We start from the raw sequence: 17735 nt of genomic DNA on the forward strand, positions 1-17735 counted from the left end.
ACCAGAGGGCAAGGAAGTCATGGAAGCCAAGGCCTCGGCGCGTCACGTCCGAGTCAGCCCGCAGAAGGCTCGCCGTGTCGTGGAGCTCATCCGCGGCAAGGCCGCCACCGACGCCGTCACCGTGCTCACGTTCGCGCCGCAGTCGGCTTCGGACCCGGTCAAGAAGGTGCTCGAGAGCGCCATCGCCAACGCCCGGTTCAAGGCCGACCGTGAGTCGGTCGCGTTCGACGAGCGCAACCTGGTCGTCACGGCCGCCTTCGTCGACGAGGGCCCGACCATGAAGCGTTTCCGTCCGCGCGCCCAGGGCCGCGCCGGTCGCATCAACAAGCGCACGAGCCACATCACCGTGGTCGTGACGCAGCCCGAGTCCGCAAGCAACAGCAAGAAGGGAGCCCGCTGATGGGTCAGAAGGTCAACCCCACCGGCTTCCGTCTGGGCATCACCACCGACCACAAGAGCCGCTGGTTCGCCGACTCCACCAAGCAGGGTCAGCGCTACCGCGACTACGTGAAGGAAGACGTCGCCATCCGCCGCCTCATGGAGACGGGCATGGAGCGCGCCGGCATCGCCAAGGTGGACATCGAGCGCACGCGTGACCGCGTCCGTGTCGACATCCACACCGCGCGCCCCGGCATCGTCATCGGCCGCCGCGGCGCCGAGGCCGACCGCATCCGTGGCGAGCTCGAGAAGCTCACGGGCAAGCAGGTCCAGCTGAACATCCTCGAGGTCAAGAACCCCGAGATCGACGCGCAGCTGGTCGCCCAGGGCATCGCCGAGCAGCTCTCGGCTCGTGTCTCCTTCCGTCGCGCGATGCGCAAGGGCATGCAGTCCGCCCAGCGCGCCGGGGCCAAGGGCATCCGCGTGCAGGTCTCCGGCCGCCTCAACGGCGCCGAGATGAGCCGCACCGAGTTCTACCGCGAGGGTCGCGTCCCGCTGCACACGCTGCGCGCCTACATCGACTACGGCTTCTACGAGGCCCGCACGACGTTCGGCCGCATCGGCGTCAAGGTGTGGATCTACAAGGGTGACCTGACGGCCAAGGAGCTCGCGGCCCAGCAGGCTGCCGCCCCGCGCCCGTCGCGTGGCCCGCGTCGTGACGGCGCCGACCGCCCGAACCGCGCTCGCCGCGGTGACCGCACCGAGAACGCCGGCGCGCCGGCTGTGACCGACACCGCTGCTACGGAGGCCCCGGCCGCCGCCAGCACCGAGAATGAGCAGGCCTGACCCATGTTGATTCCCCGCCGAGTCAAGCACCGCAAGCAGCACCACCCGGGTCGCTCGGGCGCTGCCAAGGGTGGCACGAAGATCGCTTTCGGTGAGTACGGCATCCAGGCTCTCGAGCCGGCCTACGTCACCAACCGTCAGATCGAGTCCGCTCGTATCGCGATGACCCGCTACATCAAGCGTGGTGGAAAGGTCTGGATCAACATCTACCCGGACCGCCCGCTGACCAAGAAGCCCGCCGAGACCCGCATGGGTTCCGGTAAGGGCTCGCCGGAGTGGTGGATCGCCAACGTCAAGCCGGGCCGGGTCATGTTCGAGCTCTCGGGCGTGTCCGAGCCGGTCGCGCGTGAGGCCATGCGTCTCGCGATGCACAAGCTCCCCATGAAGTGCCGCTTCGTTCAGCGTGAGGGTGGTGACATCTGATGGCAGTCGGAACCAAGGAACTGGCTCCCGACCAGCTGCGTGGTCTTGATGACAACAAGCTGGCGGACGAGCTGAAGAAGGCCAAGGAGGAGCTGTTCAACCTCCGGTTCCAGTCGGCCACCGGTCAGCTGGACAACCACGGCCGCCTGCGCGCCGTCAAGAAGGACATCGCCCGGATCTACACCGAGATGCGCGAGCGCGAGCTCGGCATCGGCTCCGCCCCGGCCGCGCCGAAGGTGGAGGAGAAGGCCGAGAAGTCCGACAAGAAGGCCAAGGCCGAGAAGAAGGCTGACAAGGCCGACAAGGCTGACAAGGCCGAGAAGAAGGCCAAGAAGGCTGACGACGCCGAGGAGGCCCAGGCATGAGCGAGAAGGACACCGTGAGCGCCGACAGCACCGGCACCACCGCCACCCAGCCCAGCGAGCGCAAGTACCGCAAGACCCGTCAGGGCTACGTGGTGAGCGACAAGATGGACAAGACCGTCGTGGTCGAGGTCGAGGACCGCGTCAAGCACGCGCTCTACGGCAAGGTCATCCGTCGCAGCTCCAAGGTCAAGGCGCACGACGAGAAGAACGAGGCCGGCGTCGGCGACCGCGTGCTCATCATGGAGACGCGTCCGCTCTCCGCGACCAAGCACTGGCGCGTCGTCGAGATCCTCGAGAAGGCCAAGTAAGCCAACCCCCATTTCCGTTCGGCAAGGCTTCGCCGAGGGTGAGCCCGTCTCGCCCCCGGCGAAGAACCAGCACGACGACAGGAGTTAGACAGTGATTCAGCAGGAGTCGCGACTGCGCGTCGCCGACAACACCGGTGCCAAGGAGCTCCTTTGCATCCGTGTTCTCGGTGGTTCGGGCCGTCGATACGCCGGCATCGGCGACACCATCGTCGCCACCGTCAAGGACGCGATCCCGGGCGGCAACGTGAAGAAGGGTGACGTCGTCAAGGCCGTCATCGTCCGCACGGTCAAGGAGCGTCGCCGCGCCGACGGTTCCTACATCAAGTTCGACGAGAACGCAGCAGTGATCCTCAAGGCCGATGGCGACCCTCGGGGGACCCGCATCTTCGGCCCGGTGGGCCGCGAGCTGCGTGAGAAGAAGTTCATGAAGATCATCTCGCTGGCGCCGGAGGTGCTGTGAACATGGCCAAGGCGACCACCAAGATGAAGATCAAGAAGGGCGACCTCGTCCAGGTCATCTCGGGCCGCAGCCAGAAGAACGGCGGCGACCGGGGCAAGCAGGGCAAGGTCATCGCGGTCTACCCGGAGACCCAGCGCGTGCTGGTCGAGGGCATCAACCGCGTCACCAAGCACATCAAGGCCGGTGCCACCGCCCGCGGCACCCGCACCGGTGGCCTGACGCACACCGAGGCCGCGATCCACGTGAGCAACGTCGCGATCGTCGACCCGGAGTCGAAGAAGCCGACCCGCGTCAAGACGCGTGTCGAGACCGTCGAGCGCAACGGCCGCCAGAAGGCGACGCGCGTCCGCGTCGCCGTGAAGTCGGACAAGGACCTCTGAGATGACTGACACCATCACCAAGCCGCGCCTCAAGCAGCGCTACCAGGACGAGATCAAGGGCGCGCTGCAGGGTCAGTTCGGCTACGACAACGCCATGCAGGTGCCGGGCGTCGTCAAGGTCATCGTCAACATGGGTGTCGGCGACGCCGCCAAGGACAGCAAGCTCATCGAGGGCGCGGTCCGAGACCTCACGGCGATCACCGGCCAGAAGCCGGTCGTGACCCGGGCTCGCAAGTCGATCGCGCAGTTCAAGCTGCGCGAGGGTATGCCGATCGGCGCGCACACCACGCTCCGTGGCGACCGCATGTGGGAGTTCCTCGACCGTCTCGTGTCGATCGCGCTCCCGCGTATCCGCGACTTCCGCGGCCTTTCGCCCAAGCAGTTCGACGGACGCGGCAACTACACGTTCGGTCTGACCGAGCAGTCGATGTTCCACGAGATCGACCAGGACCGGATCGACCGGGTCCGGGGCATGGACATCACCGTGGTCACCACCGCGACCACCGACGACGAGGGTCGCGCGCTGCTCAAGGCGCTCGGCTTCCCCTTCAAGGAGAACTGACATGGCCAAGACCGCGTTGATCAACAAGGCGAACCGGAAGCCGAAGTTCAAGGTCCGCGCGTACACCCGTTGCCAGAAGTGCGGCCGTCCGCACTCGGTGTACCGCAAGTTCGGCCTCTGCCGCATCTGCCTTCGCGAGATGGCGCACGCGGGAGAGCTGCCGGGCGTGACCAAGAGCTCCTGGTGACCCCAGCCAGCCTGACAAGCCAAGCCAAAGACCAAGCAAACCTCTGACACCGTAGGTCGACCAGTCGGCATACGCCGGCGGCCCCACAGGCCGTGGTCGAAACCCCGGTGAGGAAGGGCAAAGAGCCCACATGACCATGACTGACCCGATTGCGGACATGCTGACCCGTGTGCGGAACGCCAACTCGGCGCACCACGACGCGGTTTCGATGCCGTACTCCAAGCTGAAGAAGAACATCGCCGAGATCCTCCAGGCCGAGGGCTACATCGCCTCCTGGAAGATCGAGGAGGCCGAGGTCGGCCAGACGCTGACCATCGACCTCAAGTACGGCCCGAACCGCGAGCGCTCCATCGCCGGTGTGCGTCGCGTGAGCAAGCCCGGTCTGCGCGTCTACGCCAAGTCGACGAACCTGCCCAGGGTTCTCGGTGGCCTCGGCGTCGCGATCCTGTCGACCTCGAGCGGTCTCCTGACCGACAAGCAGGCACACGAGAAGGGCGTGGGTGGGGAAGTCCTCGCCTACGTCTGGTAAGGAGACGAAACCATGTCGCGAATCGGACGACTCCCCGTCTCCATCCCCTCGGGCGTGGACGTGAAGGTCGAGGGCCAGGACGTCCTGGTCAAGGGCCCGAAGGGTGAGCTCACGATGACCGTGCCCAGCCCGATCACCGTCGAGGTGGCCGAGGGCACCCTCGAGGTCAAGCGTCCCGACGACGAGCGCGAGTCGCGCTCCCGTCACGGCCTGACCCGCTCGCTCATCAACAACATGGTCCTCGGTGTCACCGAGGGCTACGAGAAGAAGATGGAGATCCACGGCACGGGTTACCGTGTCGCCGCGAAGGGCTCGGACCTCGAGTTCTCGCTCGGATACTCGCATTCCATCCTCGTCAAGGCCGAGGACGGGATCAGCTTCGCGGTCGAGAACCCGACCCGCTTCTCGGTGCAGGGCATCGACAAGCAGCGCGTCGGCGAGGTCGCCGCGAACATCCGCAAGCTGCGCAAGCCCGACCCGTACAAGGGCAAGGGCGTTCGCTACGCGGGCGAGCAGATCCGTCGCAAGGTTGGAAAGGCCGGTAAGTAAGCCATGGCAATGATCATCAAGCGCGGCAAGTCCAAGGCTGCCGCCCGCATCCGTCGCCAGGTGCGCGGTCGCAAGAAGATCGCCGGTACCGCCGCCCGTCCCCGCCTCGTCGTGTCGCGCTCCAGCCGCCACATGTTCGTCCAGGTCGTCGACGACACCATCGGCAAGACGGTGGCGTCCGCCTCGACGATGGAGGCCGACCTGCGTGCGTTCGAGGGTGACAAGACCGCCAAGGCCCGCAGGGTCGGCGAGCTCGTCGCGGCGCGCGCGAAGGAGGCCGGCGTCGAGAGCGTCGTCTTCGACCGTGGTGGCAACAAGTACCACGGCCGCGTCGCGGCCATCGCCGAGGGCGCCCGCGAAGGTGGGCTGTCCCTGTGAGCAAGCACTTCGTGAACGCAATTGTCGAGATGAGGAACATCTGATGCCCGGACAGCAGCGTCGAGGCACCGGCCCCGGTGAGCGCTCCGAGCGCGATCGCAACGAGCGTCAGGACCGCCGCGGCGGTCGTGACAACCGCGAGGCCCGTGACGCCGAGAAGAACCAGTACGTCGAGCGCGTCGTGACCATCAACCGCGTCGCCAAGGTCGTCAAGGGTGGTCGTCGCTTCAGCTTCACCGCCCTGGTGGTCGTCGGCGACGGCGACGGCACCGTGGGTGTCGGCTACGGCAAGGCCAAGGAAGTTCCCGCGGCCATCGCCAAGGGCGTCGAGGAGGCCAAGAAGGGCTTCTTCAAGGTCCCGCGCATCCAGGGGACGATCCCGCACCCGGTGCAGGGTGAGGCCGCCGCTGGTGTCGTCATGCTCCGTCCCGCCGCTCCCGGTACCGGCGTCATCGCCGGTGGCCCGGTGCGTGCGGTCCTGGAGTGCGCCGGCATCCACGACGTCCTGTCCAAGTCGCTGGGTTCCGACAACGCCATCAACATCGTGCACGCGACGGCCCAGGCCCTGCGCGAGCTCGAGCGCCCCGAGTCGGTTGCCGCGCGCCGTGGCAAGTCGCTCGAGGAGGTGGCTCCGGCCGCCATGCTCCGGGCCCGTGCCGCCGGCATCGCCGAGGCCAAGGCCGCCGAGAAGGCCGGTGCGTGATGGCTCGTCTCAAGGTGACCCAGATCCGGTCCGAGATCGGTGGCAAGCAGAACCAGCGTGACACGCTGCGCAGCCTCGGTCTGAAGCGCATTGGCGACGTCGTCGTCAAGGAGGACCGTCCCGAGATCCGCGGGATGGTCAAGACGGTGACGCACCTCGTCGCCGTCGAGGAGGTTGACTGACCATGGCTGACACGGCCAAGAAGACGGGCGGCGAGTCCGCCCTCAAGGTCCACCACCTGCGGCCCGCCCCCGGAGCCAAGACCCCCAAGACCCGCGTGGGTCGTGGTGAGGGCTCCAAGGGTAAGACCGCCGGTCGCGGCACCAAGGGCACCAAGGCCCGCTACCAGGTCCCGGAGCGCTTCGAGGGTGGCTCGATGCCGCTGCACATGCGCCTGCCGAAGCTCCGCGGCTTCAAGAACCCGTTCCGCACCGAGTACCAGGTCGTGAACCTGGACCGCCTGCAGGTCCTCTTCCCGGAGGGCGGGCAGGTCTCGGTCGAGGACCTCGTCGCCAAGGGGGCCGTCCGTGACGGCTTCCCGGTGAAGGTGCTCGGGACGGGCGAGATCACGGTCAAGGTCGAGGTCGAGGCGCACAAGTTCTCGGCATCGGCCAAGGAGAAGATCGAGGCCGCCGGCGGCTCGGTCACGTCTCTCGACGCCTGACCGACCAGACCAGCGTGACCACCACACATCCCGTGTGAGCAGCGCCCCGGGCGCCTGTCCGCGGACCGACGTGATGTCGGTGACCGCGGGCGGGGAGGTCCGGGGCGCTGTGCCTTTGTTACCCTTCCACGGATTGCATGACTCATGTCGCGCTACGAGCGCGACCCCCAGGAGGACCCAGTGCTCGCCGCCTTCGTACGCGCGTTCCGAACCCCGGACCTGCGCAAGAAGCTGCTCTTCACGCTCGGCATCATCGTGCTGTTCCGACTCGGCTCGCACGTGCCCACGCCGGGCATCAGCTACAGCCTGGTCCAGCAGTGCCTTCAGGCCGGCAAGGCCCAGGGAGGCAGCGACCAGAGCGGGTTCCTCAACCTGGCCAACCTGTTCAGCGGTGGCGCGCTGCTGCAGCTGTCGGTGTTCGCGCTCGGGATCATGCCGTACATCACGGCGAGCATCATCATCCAGCTGCTCACCGTGGTCATCCCGCGCTTCGAGGCACTCAAGCAGGAGGGGCAGTCGGGGCAGACCAAGCTGACCCAGTACACCCGCTACCTGACGATCGGCCTCGCGGTGCTCCAGTCGGCGACGCTGGTCACCTTCGCGCGCAACCCGTCCAGCCTCTTCGGCGGTAGCTGCCCGACGATCATGACCGACGACTCGATGGTCACCATCCTCATCATGGTGCTGACCATGACGGCCGGTACCGGCCTCATCATGTGGTTCGGTGAGCTCATCACCGACCGCGGCGTCGGCAACGGCATGTCGCTGCTCATCTTCACCTCCATCGCCGCCGGCTTCCCGGCCTCGCTGTGGGCGATCAAGGAGAACAAGGGCTGGGGCACCTTCCTGCTCATCGTCACCCTCGGCATCTTCGTCATCGCCGCGGTCGTGTTCGTCGAGCAGTCGCAGCGCCGCATCCCGGTGCAGTACGCCAAGCGCATGGTGGGCCGGCGGATGTACGGCGGCACCTCGACGTACATCCCGCTCAAGGTCAACATGGCCGGTGTCATCCCGGTCATCTTCGCCTCGTCGCTGCTGGCGCTGCCGGGTCTCATCGCGCAGTTCAACACGAACGCCTCGGGCAACCCGGGCTGGGTGCAGTGGATCCAGGACAACCTGGTCCGCGGCGACCACCCGGTCTACATGGCGATCTACGTCATGCTCATCCTCTTCTTCACGTTCTTCTACGTGTCGATCACGTTCAACCCGACCGAGGTCGCCGACAACATGAAGAAGTACGGCGGCTTCATCCCGGGTATCCGGGCCGGGCGACCCACGGCCGAGTACCTCAACTACGTCCTGACCCGAATCACCGTGCCGGGTGCCATCTATCTCGCAGCCATCTCCTTGATCCCGCTCGTGGCTCTCGTGCTCGTCGGTGCGAACCAGAACTTCCCCTTCGGCGGAACCTCGATCCTCATCGTCGTCGGTGTGGGCCTCGAGACGGTCAAGCAGATCGAGGCGCAGCTGCAGCAGCGCCACTACGAAGGGTTCCTCCGTTAATGCGACTGATCATCCTCGGCCCGCCCGGCGCGGGTAAGGGCACCCAGGCGGCCCGGATCGCCGAGCGGCTCGGCATCCCCGCCATCTCCACCGGCGACATCTTCCGCGCCAACATCAAGGAGCAGACCGAGCTCGGGCGCCGCGTCCAGGACATCCTCGCCTCGGGCGGCTACGTCCCCGACGAGGTGACCAACGAGATCGTCGAGGACCGCCTCTCGTGGGACGACGCCACGAACGGCTTCCTGCTCGACGGCTACCCGCGCACGTCCGGCCAGGTCGACGCGCTCGATGCCATGCTGGCCCGTCACGACCACGCGCTCGACGCCGTGATCGAGCTCGAGGTCGACGAGGACGCCGTCGTCAAGCGGCTGCTCATGCGCGCCGAGACCGAGGGCCGCGCTGACGACACCGAGGACGTCATCCGCGAGCGCCAGGCGATCTACCGCAAGGAGACCGCTCCGTTGTCGGAGCACTACGAGCTGGTCGGCCTGCTGGTCAAGGTCGACGGCATGGGCGCGGTCGACGAGGTCACCGACCGCGTCATCGCGGCGCTGCCGCACCACTGAGCGCCTCGATGTTCGGACGCCGTCGGCTCCAGGGCCGTACCGACGAGCAGCTCCTCCTCATGCGTGAGGCGGGGCTGCTCGTCGGTCGTACCCTCGAGCTGCTGGCCGCGCACGTGCGCCCGGGCGTGACCACCCTGGAGCTCGACGGGCTCGCCGAGGACTTCATCCGCAGCCACGGCGGCATCCCGAACTTCCAGCTGGTCCCCGGCTACCACCACACGCTGTGCACGAGCGTCAACGAGGAGGTCGTCCACGGCATACCCGGTGGGCGCGTCCTCGAGGCAGGCGACGTCGTGTCCATCGACTGCGGGGCCGAGGTGAAGGGGTGGAACGGCGACGCCGCGTTCACGGCCGTCGTCGGCGGCCCGGAGGCCGCCCGGCCCGAGGACCTGGACCTCATCGCGGCGACCGAGCAGAGCCTCTATGCCGGCATCGCCGCCATGCAGGTCGGTGGCCGCCTGTATGCCGTTGGCGACGCCGTTGAGGCAGCGATCAGCGGCGCGGCCACGCGCGACGGCCACACCTACGGCGTGGTCGACGAGTACGTCGGCCACGGCATCGGGCAGCAGATGCACATGGACCCGCAGATCCCCAACTACGCCGTGCGGGAGAACGGGCCGAAGCTCGTCGACGGGTTCACCGGTGCCATCGAGCCGATGGTGACCCTGGGGACGACTCAGACCACGGTGCTCGACGACGACTGGACGGTCGTGACGACCGACGGATCGCGCGCGGCGCACTGGGAGCACTCGGTGGCCGTGCGTGAGGGTGGGCTGTGGATCCTCACCGCCCTCGACGGCGGCCAGGCGGCGCTGGAAGCCCGCGGCGCGGCATACGCACCGCTGTCGTAGGCGCTGTCCCGGGCACTGTCCCGGCCGCTGTCCCGGCGCTTTCGTCAGCCGTTCAGACAACGGGCGAGCGAAGGGGCCCACGCGCCCGGGCCACCGCGTAACGTGCGCTCGTGACCCTTCCTCGCAACCACCCCTCCGCGCAGGGTGTCGACGCCCGCGGCCTCCTTGCGTTCCTCGACGTCGCCGAGCGCGACGACCTCGGGCTGCACAGCCTCATGGTCGTCCGGGGCGGTCACGTCATCGCCGAGGGCTGGTGGAGCCCGTATGCCGCGGACCGGGTCCATCTCGGCTACTCGCTGTCGAAGACGCTGACTGCAACGGCCGTGGGGTTCCTGGCGCAGGAGGGGCGGCTCTCGCTCGATGACCTCGTGCTCGACCACTTCCCGCAGATCGACCGCGCGGCGGTCCCGCCGGGGTGGCGGGACGTGCGGATCCGGCACTGCCTGTCCATGACGGTGGGACATCCGGGTGAGGCCTGGGGCGAGGTGTTCGACCGCATGAGCGCCGCGTCGGGCGAGGGAGGCGCCGGGGCCGATGCCTCCGGGCAGGAGGCAGAGGAGACCGAGTACGAGATCTCGGGGAGGTCCGAGGCTGCGTCGGCCGACTGGATGGCCGCGGTCGACTGGGTGCCCCGGGTCTTCGGGACCGTGCCGACCCATGAGCCGGGGACGTTCTTCGCCTACAACCAGGTGGCGACCTATCTCCTGTCGGTGATCGTCCGACAGCTGGCCGGGGTCGGGGTGGCCGAGGTGCTGCGGCCGCGCCTGCTCGCTCCGCTCGGGCTCCCCGACATCCCCTGGCACCGCGACCCCCTGGGGCGCGAGCTGGGCTTCTCCGGGGCGCACGTCACGACCGAGGCCATCGCGTCGGTCGCTCAGCTCTACCTCGACCGTGGGTGGTGGGAGGGACACCAGCTGTTGCCCGAGTGGTGGGTCGAGGAGGCGACGGTCGGCTTCGGGCCGCTCAACACCGACCCCGTCGCAGACGAGGACTGGCGCCGGGGCTACGGCTACTCGTTCTGGATGCAGCGGCACGGCTACCGCGGCGACGGGGCGTACGGCCAGTTCCTCATCGTCCTGCCCGACCACGACACCGTCATCGCGATCACGTCCGAGATCGCACGGATGCAGTCCACGCTCGACGCGCTCTGGGAGCTCGTGGTCCCCGCGATCGGCGCGAGCGGGCCCGCGGAGGCGGACGCCGAGCTCGCCGCCCGGCTCGCCTCGCTCGAGATCCCGCCGCTGGCCGGCGACGCCCTCGGGCCCGAGTACGCCGAGTTCACCCGGTCGGCCGGCTCCGACCTGGCCGCTGGGTATGCCGCCGTGTCCGTCGCGCGGGACGGCGCGGACCACGTGCTCGGCCTCAACCGCGACGGCGAGTGGCTGTACATCCCGGTTGCGGTAGGTCAGTGGCGCGAGTCCGACCTCGTCGGTGCCGGTGGCACCCTTCCGGTCGTCGCGAGCGGCGGCTGGGTCGACGAGGACACCTACCGCGCCGAGGTCATCGTCATCGAGACCCCCCACCGCTTTCGGGTCGAGGCGCGGCTGCGCGGGGCCGATGCCGACCTCGTGTGGCGGATGGTCCCGCTCACCGGCTACGACCCGCTCTGGCTGGCAACCCGCTGGGGATCTGGCTGACCGCTTCGCGACTGTCGGTGGCCAGGTGCAGAATCGAGGGATGCCGTAGCTGACGGCGGAAGGGGACGACGACGATGGCTGCAGACGAGCGGACGACGGACGTGACGCGGACGGGCCAGGCGGCATACGCGCCTGGTGGGGTGCCCGACGGGCACAGCCCGTGGCCGGCGCTGTGGGCGATGGTGATCGGCTTCTTCATGATCCTCGTCGACTCGACGATCGTGTCGGTGGCGACCCCGGCGATCCTGCGTGGCCTCGACACCGACGTCAACAGCGTCATCTGGGTGACGAGCGCGTATCTGCTGGCCTACGCGACGCCGCTGCTGATCACCGGCCGCCTCGGCGACCGGTACGGCCCGAAGAACCTCTACCTCTCGGGTCTGACCATCTTCACGCTGGCCTCCCTGTGGTGCGGCCTCACCGGCACCATCACCGGGCTCATCATCGCCCGGGTCGTCCAAGGGCTCGGTGCGTCGATGCTGACGCCGCAGACCATGGCGGTCATCACCCGCACGTTCCCGGCGGCCTCGCGCGGGCAGGCGATGGCCCTGTGGGGCGCCACTGCCGGCGTCGCGATCCTCGTCGGCCCGATCGTCGGCGGCCTGCTCGTCGACGGGCCCGGGTGGGAGTGGATCTTCTTCATCAACGTGCCGGTCGGCATCATCGCGTTCGTGCTCGCTGCGCGCCTCGTCCCGCACCTCGAGACCCACAGCCACACCTTCGACTGGCTCGGCGTCGCGCTGTCGGCGATCGGCATGTTCCTGCTCGTCTTCGGCGTGCAGGAGGGCGAGAGCTATGACTGGGGCACGATCACCGGGTTCATCAGCGTCCCGCTGCTCATCGCAGCGGGGATCGTCGTGCTCGGCATCTTCGTGTGGTGGCAGTCGCGCAACACCCGTGAGCCGCTGCTTCCGCTCGGGCTCTTCCGCGACCGCAACTTCTCGCTCGCCAACGTCGCCATCACGACGATCGGCTTCGCGATCACCGCGATGGCGTTCCCGTTCATGCTCTACGCCCAGGCGGTTCGCGGGATGTCGCCGACCGCCTCGGCGCTGCTGCTCGCCCCGATGGCCGTCATCTCCGGAGGCCTTGCTCCCGTGGCGGGCAAGATGGCCGACCGGGTGCACCCGCGGGGCATCACCACCGTGGGCATCGGGCTGACGTCGCTGTCGCTGTTCTGGGTCGCCTTCGTCATGCACCCCGAGACCGAGATCTGGGAGCTGCTGCTGCCGATGGCGCTGATGGGCGTCGGCAACGCCTTCATGTGGGGTCCGCTTGGTGCGACGGCCACCCGCAACCTGCCGCTCACGTCGGCCGGTGCCGGATCGGGCGTCTACAACACGACCCGCCAGTTCGGGGCGGTGCTCGGCAGTGCCGCCATCGCTGCCGTCATCGAGGCCCGGCTGGCCGCCAACCTGCCGATCGCCACCGGCAACATCGGCTCGATGCAGGCTGCCGTCGGGCGCGCGATGCCGCCTGCCATCGCCGATGGCTTCTCCGATGCGATGTCTCAGGCGATGCTGCTGCCGGCAGCGGTCCTGCTCATCGGTGTGGTCGCGGTGCTCTTCTTCCAGCGTCCTGCCGTGCAGGTGCAGGCCGCGAAGGCGCGCGCCGTCGACGTTGCCGCCGAGGCCTGACCAGCGCACCCGGTTTCGGGCGCCGACCTGACGTGCGCGCGCGGCCGGCTTGAGGTCTGCCCGTAAGTCTGCGTGAAGATCTGCAGGCCTTGGGGGTGATCACCCCCAGACCTTGCGGACCTCACGACAGAGCCAGCGACAGACGTAGCGACAGTTCTTGCCGCAGGGTCTGGTTTGGTGGATCAACGGCCGAGCGAGCCGGCGCGTCCACCGACGTGCACCACGAGGCGCTCGGCGACGGCTCGCGCGTTGGCCTGGAGCACCTCGAGCGGGACGCGCGGGAGGTTCTCCTCCCAGTCGATGAGCGGAGACCCGCGGAACTGAAGGATACGGGCCGGGCGGCCGAGAAAGAGCAGGTGCAGGTGCGCGCCACCGTCGCCGTACTTCGCCAGCTGCACGCGGCCGACGCTCGGCACGTGCTCCACGGCGTCGGACACGGCGACGATCAGCTGCCCCATCTCAGCGGCGAGGTCGAGCGGGAGCGAGGGCAGATCGTGATGCTCCAGTGGCGAGAGCATGAGCATCAGCGGCAGGCCGGTCTCCCGACTCAGGCCGAGCCGCCAGCGCGGGTTGGTCCACACCGTGGTGCCGTCATCGTCTCCGAAGCCAGAGGCGCACCAGCAGTCGGCCGCCGACTCGCCGCGCCGCGCGGGCTCCTCGTCGGCCAGCGGCTGCAGCGGCTTGAGGCGCAGGGTGTCCGTCTCGTACGGGTAGATGTCCCAGCCCGGCATCTCCTCGACCGCGACGGGCAGCCGCCCGTCGGCGTCGGTGGCCGCGACGATCCGGGCGTAGTAGTCCTCGATGCGCTCGGCCTCGGCCAGCAGGTCGGGCTCGAGTGGGGTCGCGTCGTCGCTCACATGCGCCAGTATGCCGTCCGGCCGGCTCCCACACGCCGGCGCGGCCCTGACGGGACGGCGCACCCAGACGCCCGCTCCCGCCGGGGAGGGGAGCGGGTGGCGAGAAGCGCGTGCGCCGACAACGGCTCCGCTGTCGGCGCCAGATGGCACGATCGACCCATGGGGACGCTCTCTGACTATCTCGCCGAAGTGCCCGACGACCAGCGACCAGCGCTGCAGCGCGTGGTCGACGTGGCACGCGGCATCGTTCCGGACGCGGAGGAGGGCCTCAGCTACGGCATGCCGGCCCTGCGCTACCGCAACAAGCCGCTCATCGGCGTGGTCGCCGCGGCCAGGCACCTCTCGGTGTTCCCGTTCAGCCCGGCCGTCGTCGAGGCCGTGGCCCCCGACCTCGAGGGCTTCTCGCTGTCGAAGGGCACGATCCGGTTCACCGCCGAGCAGCCGGTCCCGGACGAGGTCGTCGAGCGGATCGTGACCCTGCGCCTCGCCGAGATCGAGGGCTGACCGAGACCCGTCCGCCGTCAGCGCCCTCGTCGAGCGAGCGCCCCGACACAGCGGGTGGCCCAGCGGGTGGCGGCGGGCTCTGGTCGAGTGAGCGCCTCGTCACAGAGGTCACTGCTGGTGCGTGTCTGGCGGGACGGGAGTGACCGAGCGCTCACTCGTCGGGGGTGCTGACCAGGGCATTCACCGGCTCCAGGCCGGCGACGGGGCCGTGGATCGCGAAGGGCTTGCCCGTCAGATGAGCCCAGTACCTGTCGCCGAAGGACCAGTGCCACCACTCGGTCGGGTAGTTGACCAAGCCTGCGCGTCCCAGAGCTGAGGCGAGCACCGTTCGCAGCCGGCGCGCCTCGGCCCCGATCTGCGGCGCATCGAAGTAGCACGCGCCGCCGCTCTCCTCCGGTGTGGCGTCGATCGGGGTGCCGAGATCGAGTGGTTCGCCGTCGGCGACGAGGGTCAGATCGACGGCAGCGCCGCACACGTGGGGCGCCGAGTCCGGTGGCGCGACGAATCGGCTCACCAGACGGTCGAGGTCGAGTCCATCGAGCCCGGGGTGGTCGGCCGCCAGACGAGCCCGGTAGGCCGAATGGATCGCCCGCTGGGTGCCGAGAGGCCGCAGTCCTTCGACGACGAGCAGGTGGACACCCTCCGGCAGAAGGGCGTCCGCCTCGCCCAGCCGTTCGGCAACCGTGCGACGCACCAGGCGGTGCCGCCCGGCCGTCGGCACCTCCCGTGCCGCCGCCGACGTCGTGCGAGGCGACGATCCGCGGGCTGTCTCCGGCGAGGATCCACAGGCTGTCTCCGGCGACGACCCGGGGGCGTGGGCAGCGGCATACGGTGCGAGTCCCAAGCCCGGCGGTGGCGCGGGGGCCTGCGCGCGGACCCGGAGCCCGACGCTCGCGAGGTCGACGAGAGGCGACCCGTCCTCGACGACCCGGATGCCGGCGACGACTGGATCGGACAGCAGGACCGGCTCGAGGCCTGCCATGGCAGGCGCCGTCACCGGTCGGCCCAACCCGGCGTGACGGCGACAGAGCGCCGCGCCGCCGTGCGGACGAGAACGTCGACCAGCTCGGGGTACGTCCAGCCTGCGGCCGCCCACATCCGCGGGAACTGCGACATCGGCGTGAAGCCGGGGAAGGTGTTGACCTCGTTGAGCACCGGCCCGTCGAGACCGACGAGGAAGTCCACGCGTGCCAGGCCGCGACAGCCGAGGACCCGGTACGCGGTGCTCGCGAGGCGCTCCAGCTGCTCGGTCACCACTGTCGTGGTCGGGGCGGGCACGGTGAACCGGGTCGCCGTGCTCGCGTACTTCGCCGTCTCGGTGAAGAACGGCTCGTCGGGGTCACTCTCGACCAGGAGCGACGGGCCACACCGCACCTGCCCGTCGGGCAGCTCCAGCACCGGCACATCGATCTCGATCCCGGCGACCTCGGCCTCGATGAGCACGTGGTCGGTCCCCGCCTCGAGGGCGGCTCCGAGCGCCGCTGCGAGGGCCGACGACAGGCTGCTGCTCGACGGGACGCCGTCGATCCGCGTGACTCCCACGCTCGACCCACCGTGCACCGGCTTGACGAAGAGCGGCCCGCTCAAGCCCGCCCCTGCCAGCTCCGCCACCAGCCGTGCGAGCTCGGTCGCCGAGCGAGTCACGGCGAGCGCGCGGTCCGCCGTCACGAGCAGTCCCGGCGCGACGGGCAGTCCGGCGGCTGCGACGACCAGCTTCGTCAGCTGCTTGTCGAGGCAGACGGCGCTTGCCGCTACGGGGGAGCCGACGTAGGGGACGCCGAGGACCTCGAGGAACCCCTGCACCGTCCCGTCCTCGCCGAGGACGCCGTGCAGGGCGGGGACCGCGACGTCGCAGCCCAACAGGGTCTCGACCGCTGCGAGCCGGCCCGAGCCGGTCGGCGTGTACCACTCGCCGCCGCGGTCGATCAGGACCCGGACGACGTCGTGCCCCGCTCGGCGCAGACCGTCGACGATGCCTTCCCCGCTCGCCAGCGACACGTCGTGCTCGGAGCTCGTCCCGCCGTGGATGACTGCGACCCTCATGCCTGCTCCCTTCCAGAGCTGAACTCGTCGACGGCGCCGATGTGCCGGCGCACGACCCGGGCGCCGAGCCCGGTGTAGATCTCGTGCTCGTTGGTGCCGGACCACCCGGCCCAGTCGCGTGCGGTCGGCTCGCCACGGTCGCCCGGACCGAGGACGACGACCTCGGTGCCGACCGATGCCGGCTCCGGGCCCAGATCGGCGACGACCTGGTCCATGCAGATCTGGCCGATGAGAGGCACCAGGCGCCCGCCGACCCAGATGCGTGCGCGCCCGGTGGCGGCGCGGGGAAGCCCGTCGGCATACCCCACCGGGATGAGGGCGAGGTGCGTGTCGCGTGTCGTGCGGCCCACGTGGTCGTAGCCGACACCGCGTCCGGCCGCGACCCGGCGCACCTGGACGACCCGGCTGCGGACCGTCAGTGCGGGCCGCAGGCCCTCGCCGATGCCGTAGATGCCCGCGCCGACCCGGACGAGGTCGTATGCCGTCGGTCCCGGGTTCGCCTGCACCGCAGCGGTGTTCGCGAGATGAACAACCTCGGGCCGAAGCCCCGCCGCGCGGGCCAGGTCGATGCCGACGCGGAACATGAGCAGCTGTCGATGCGTCGCGACGGCGTCCGGCTCACCACCGTGCGACAGGTGCGACCACAGGCCCGCGACGCGGACCGTGCCGGCCGACTCGAGGGCGGCGGCGGCCGTCACGAGCCGCGCCCAGTCCTCGCCGGGACAGCCGCTGCGGTGCAGACCTGTGTCGAGCTTGAGGTGGATCCGCGGACGCACCCCGCTCCGGGCGATGGCGGCAAGGTCGCCTGGGCTGCTCACGGCCAGGTCCACGCGGGCCGAGACCGCACCTGAGGCCTGCGCGAGGTCGAACAGCCAGGCGAGGACTGGGGCCCGGATGCCGGCCTGTCGGAGCTCCAGCGCCTCCGCGATCCGGGTCACTCCGAGCCATGACGCGCCGGCCGCGAGACAGGTGCGCGCGACCGGCACCGCGCCGTGCCCGAACGCGTCGGCCTTGACGACGGCCATGAGTCGCGTGCCCGCGGCCGCGCGCAGTGCGCGGACGTTCGCAGCGATGGCCGCGTGGTCGACGACGGCCTCGGCCAGCTCGCCCGCAAGCGGTTCCATCTCCACGAGCTCGACTGCGGCGGTGGATGACTCGCCTCGTTCGATCATGTCTCGACGCTAGGAGCGCGCCCAGGGCGACCACATCGGGCCGCGGGCCGAACGGCGCCTCCTCCCACGGGAGGATGGTCGGGCGTCCCGGGCGGAGGCCCGCGTCCCAATTCCACCTGTCGAGTGGCCTGGTGGTCACTCGAGGGCCGGGTAGGGGGTGGGGTTGCGGGGCCACTCGAGTGTCGAGTGGCCTGGTGGTCACTAGGGGCGGGCGTAGGGGGTGGGGTTGCGGG

25 protein-coding genes are annotated in these 17735 nt (G+C 69.5%); 21 read left to right on the plus strand and 4 right to left on the minus strand.

The features are described 5' to 3' along the window. Window positions 1–19: 19 nt before the first annotated feature. The 20 genes from rplV (at window position 20) to ACYVLP_RS23400 (ending at window position 12926) form a co-directional block, all read left to right on the plus strand. A complete protein-coding gene (gene rplV, locus ACYVLP_RS23305; protein WP_452269391.1) occupies window positions 20–400 on the plus strand; it encodes a 50S ribosomal protein L22 in 381 nt (126 codons plus the stop codon). Then, window positions 400–1224, plus strand: a complete 825-nt coding sequence (gene rpsC, locus ACYVLP_RS23310; RefSeq protein WP_452269191.1) for a 30S ribosomal protein S3 — start codon at window positions 400–402, stop codon at window positions 1222–1224. Before rplV ends, rpsC begins: the two co-directional genes overlap by 1 nt. A gap of 3 nt (window positions 1225–1227) precedes the next feature. Next, on the plus strand, window positions 1228–1647 hold the full coding sequence (rplP, locus tag ACYVLP_RS23315) for a 50S ribosomal protein L16 (protein ID WP_452269192.1): 420 nt from the start codon (window positions 1228–1230) through the stop codon (window positions 1645–1647). Continuing rightward, a complete protein-coding gene (gene rpmC / locus ACYVLP_RS23320) occupies window positions 1647–2012 on the plus strand; it encodes a 50S ribosomal protein L29 (protein WP_460629682.1) in 366 nt (121 codons plus the stop codon). Before rplP ends, rpmC begins: the two co-directional genes overlap by 1 nt. Continuing rightward, window positions 2009–2320: a 30S ribosomal protein S17 gene (gene rpsQ, locus ACYVLP_RS23325; RefSeq protein ID WP_460629683.1), complete on the plus strand. Its 312-nt coding sequence runs from the start codon at window positions 2009–2011 to the stop codon at window positions 2318–2320. Before rpmC ends, rpsQ begins: the two co-directional genes overlap by 4 nt. A gap of 91 nt (window positions 2321–2411) precedes the next feature. After that, complete coding sequence (rplN, locus tag ACYVLP_RS23330; RefSeq protein WP_142181405.1) at window positions 2412–2780, plus strand: 50S ribosomal protein L14; 369 nt, start codon at window positions 2412–2414, stop codon at window positions 2778–2780. A gap of 2 nt (window positions 2781–2782) precedes the next feature. After that, window positions 2783–3160: a 50S ribosomal protein L24 gene (gene rplX / locus ACYVLP_RS23335; RefSeq protein WP_460629684.1), complete on the plus strand. Its 378-nt coding sequence runs from the start codon at window positions 2783–2785 to the stop codon at window positions 3158–3160. A gap of 1 nt (window position 3161) precedes the next feature. After that, window positions 3162–3722: a 50S ribosomal protein L5 gene (rplE, locus tag ACYVLP_RS23340; protein ID WP_460629685.1), complete on the plus strand. Its 561-nt coding sequence runs from the start codon at window positions 3162–3164 to the stop codon at window positions 3720–3722. A gap of 1 nt (window position 3723) precedes the next feature. Then, the gene (locus ACYVLP_RS23345; RefSeq protein WP_013493557.1) at window positions 3724–3909 is read left to right on the plus strand and encodes a type Z 30S ribosomal protein S14; all 186 of its coding nucleotides are present in this window, start codon (window positions 3724–3726) and stop codon (window positions 3907–3909) included. A gap of 130 nt (window positions 3910–4039) precedes the next feature. After that, entirely contained in the window at window positions 4040–4438 is a 399-nt protein-coding gene (gene rpsH, locus ACYVLP_RS23350; RefSeq protein ID WP_452269197.1) for a 30S ribosomal protein S8, read from the plus strand. Window positions 4439–4450: 12 nt separating this feature from the next. Beyond that, on the plus strand, window positions 4451–4987 hold the full coding sequence (gene rplF / locus ACYVLP_RS23355; protein WP_460629686.1) for a 50S ribosomal protein L6: 537 nt from the start codon (window positions 4451–4453) through the stop codon (window positions 4985–4987). 3 nt (window positions 4988–4990) lie between these two features. Continuing rightward, window positions 4991–5365 carry a 50S ribosomal protein L18 gene (gene rplR, locus ACYVLP_RS23360; RefSeq protein ID WP_452269199.1) on the plus strand — a complete coding sequence of 125 codons (375 nt, stop codon included), beginning with the start codon at window positions 4991–4993 and terminating at the stop codon, window positions 5363–5365. Window positions 5366–5408: 43 nt separating this feature from the next. Further along, entirely contained in the window at window positions 5409–6068 is a 660-nt protein-coding gene (gene rpsE, locus ACYVLP_RS23365; RefSeq protein WP_460629687.1) for a 30S ribosomal protein S5, read from the plus strand. Beyond that, entirely contained in the window at window positions 6068–6250 is a 183-nt protein-coding gene (gene rpmD, locus ACYVLP_RS23370; protein WP_460629688.1) for a 50S ribosomal protein L30, read from the plus strand. Before rpsE ends, rpmD begins: the two co-directional genes overlap by 1 nt. A gap of 2 nt (window positions 6251–6252) precedes the next feature. After that, window positions 6253–6732, plus strand: a complete 480-nt coding sequence (gene rplO, locus ACYVLP_RS23375; protein ID WP_452269201.1) for a 50S ribosomal protein L15 — start codon at window positions 6253–6255, stop codon at window positions 6730–6732. Between the two features lie 180 nt (window positions 6733–6912). Then, window positions 6913–8235, plus strand: a complete 1323-nt coding sequence (gene secY / locus ACYVLP_RS23380) for a preprotein translocase subunit SecY (RefSeq protein ID WP_460629698.1) — start codon at window positions 6913–6915, stop codon at window positions 8233–8235. Continuing rightward, a complete protein-coding gene (locus ACYVLP_RS23385) occupies window positions 8235–8801 on the plus strand; it encodes an adenylate kinase (protein ID WP_460629689.1) in 567 nt (188 codons plus the stop codon). Before secY ends, ACYVLP_RS23385 begins: the two co-directional genes overlap by 1 nt. An 8-nt stretch (window positions 8802–8809) precedes the next feature. After that, window positions 8810–9652, plus strand: coding sequence for a type I methionyl aminopeptidase (gene map, locus ACYVLP_RS23390; RefSeq protein WP_460629690.1), 843 nt, complete (start codon window positions 8810–8812; stop codon window positions 9650–9652). Window positions 9653–9762: 110 nt separating this feature from the next. After that, window positions 9763–11289, plus strand: coding sequence for a serine hydrolase domain-containing protein (locus ACYVLP_RS23395; protein ID WP_460629691.1), 1527 nt, complete (start codon window positions 9763–9765; stop codon window positions 11287–11289). Between the two features lie 74 nt (window positions 11290–11363). After that, window positions 11364–12926 carry a DHA2 family efflux MFS transporter permease subunit gene (locus ACYVLP_RS23400; protein ID WP_460629692.1) on the plus strand — a complete coding sequence of 521 codons (1563 nt, stop codon included), beginning with the start codon at window positions 11364–11366 and terminating at the stop codon, window positions 12924–12926. A 182-nt stretch (window positions 12927–13108) separates the two neighbouring features. Here ACYVLP_RS23400 and ACYVLP_RS23405 read toward each other — a convergent pair whose 3' ends face one another. Beyond that, the gene (locus ACYVLP_RS23405) at window positions 13109–13783 is read right to left on the minus strand and encodes a hypothetical protein (RefSeq protein ID WP_460629693.1); all 675 of its coding nucleotides are present in this window, start codon (window positions 13781–13783) and stop codon (window positions 13109–13111) included. Between the two features lie 159 nt (window positions 13784–13942). Here ACYVLP_RS23405 and ACYVLP_RS23410 point away from each other — a divergent pair, with 159 nt between their 5' ends. After that, a complete protein-coding gene (locus ACYVLP_RS23410) occupies window positions 13943–14287 on the plus strand; it encodes an iron chaperone (protein WP_460629694.1) in 345 nt (114 codons plus the stop codon). A gap of 151 nt (window positions 14288–14438) precedes the next feature. Here the strand turns inward: ACYVLP_RS23410 and ACYVLP_RS23415 are convergent, their stop codons facing one another. From ACYVLP_RS23415 to alr, 3 genes are read right to left on the minus strand one after another with little or no spacing between them, the layout of a single operon-like run. Next, window positions 14439–15269, minus strand: a complete 831-nt coding sequence (locus ACYVLP_RS23415) for a M15 family metallopeptidase (RefSeq protein ID WP_460629695.1) — start codon at window positions 15267–15269, stop codon at window positions 14439–14441. A gap of 11 nt (window positions 15270–15280) precedes the next feature. Beyond that, window positions 15281–16330: a D-alanine--D-alanine ligase family protein gene (locus ACYVLP_RS23420; RefSeq protein ID WP_460629696.1), complete on the minus strand. Its 1050-nt coding sequence runs from the start codon at window positions 16328–16330 to the stop codon at window positions 15281–15283. After that, window positions 16327–17502, minus strand: a complete 1176-nt coding sequence (gene alr / locus ACYVLP_RS23425; protein ID WP_460629697.1) for an alanine racemase — start codon at window positions 17500–17502, stop codon at window positions 16327–16329. The genes ACYVLP_RS23420 and alr overlap by 4 nt, the downstream gene beginning before the upstream one ends. Window positions 17503–17735: the final 233 nt, after the last annotated feature.

It is taken from the genome of Intrasporangium mesophilum, assembly GCF_054783095.1.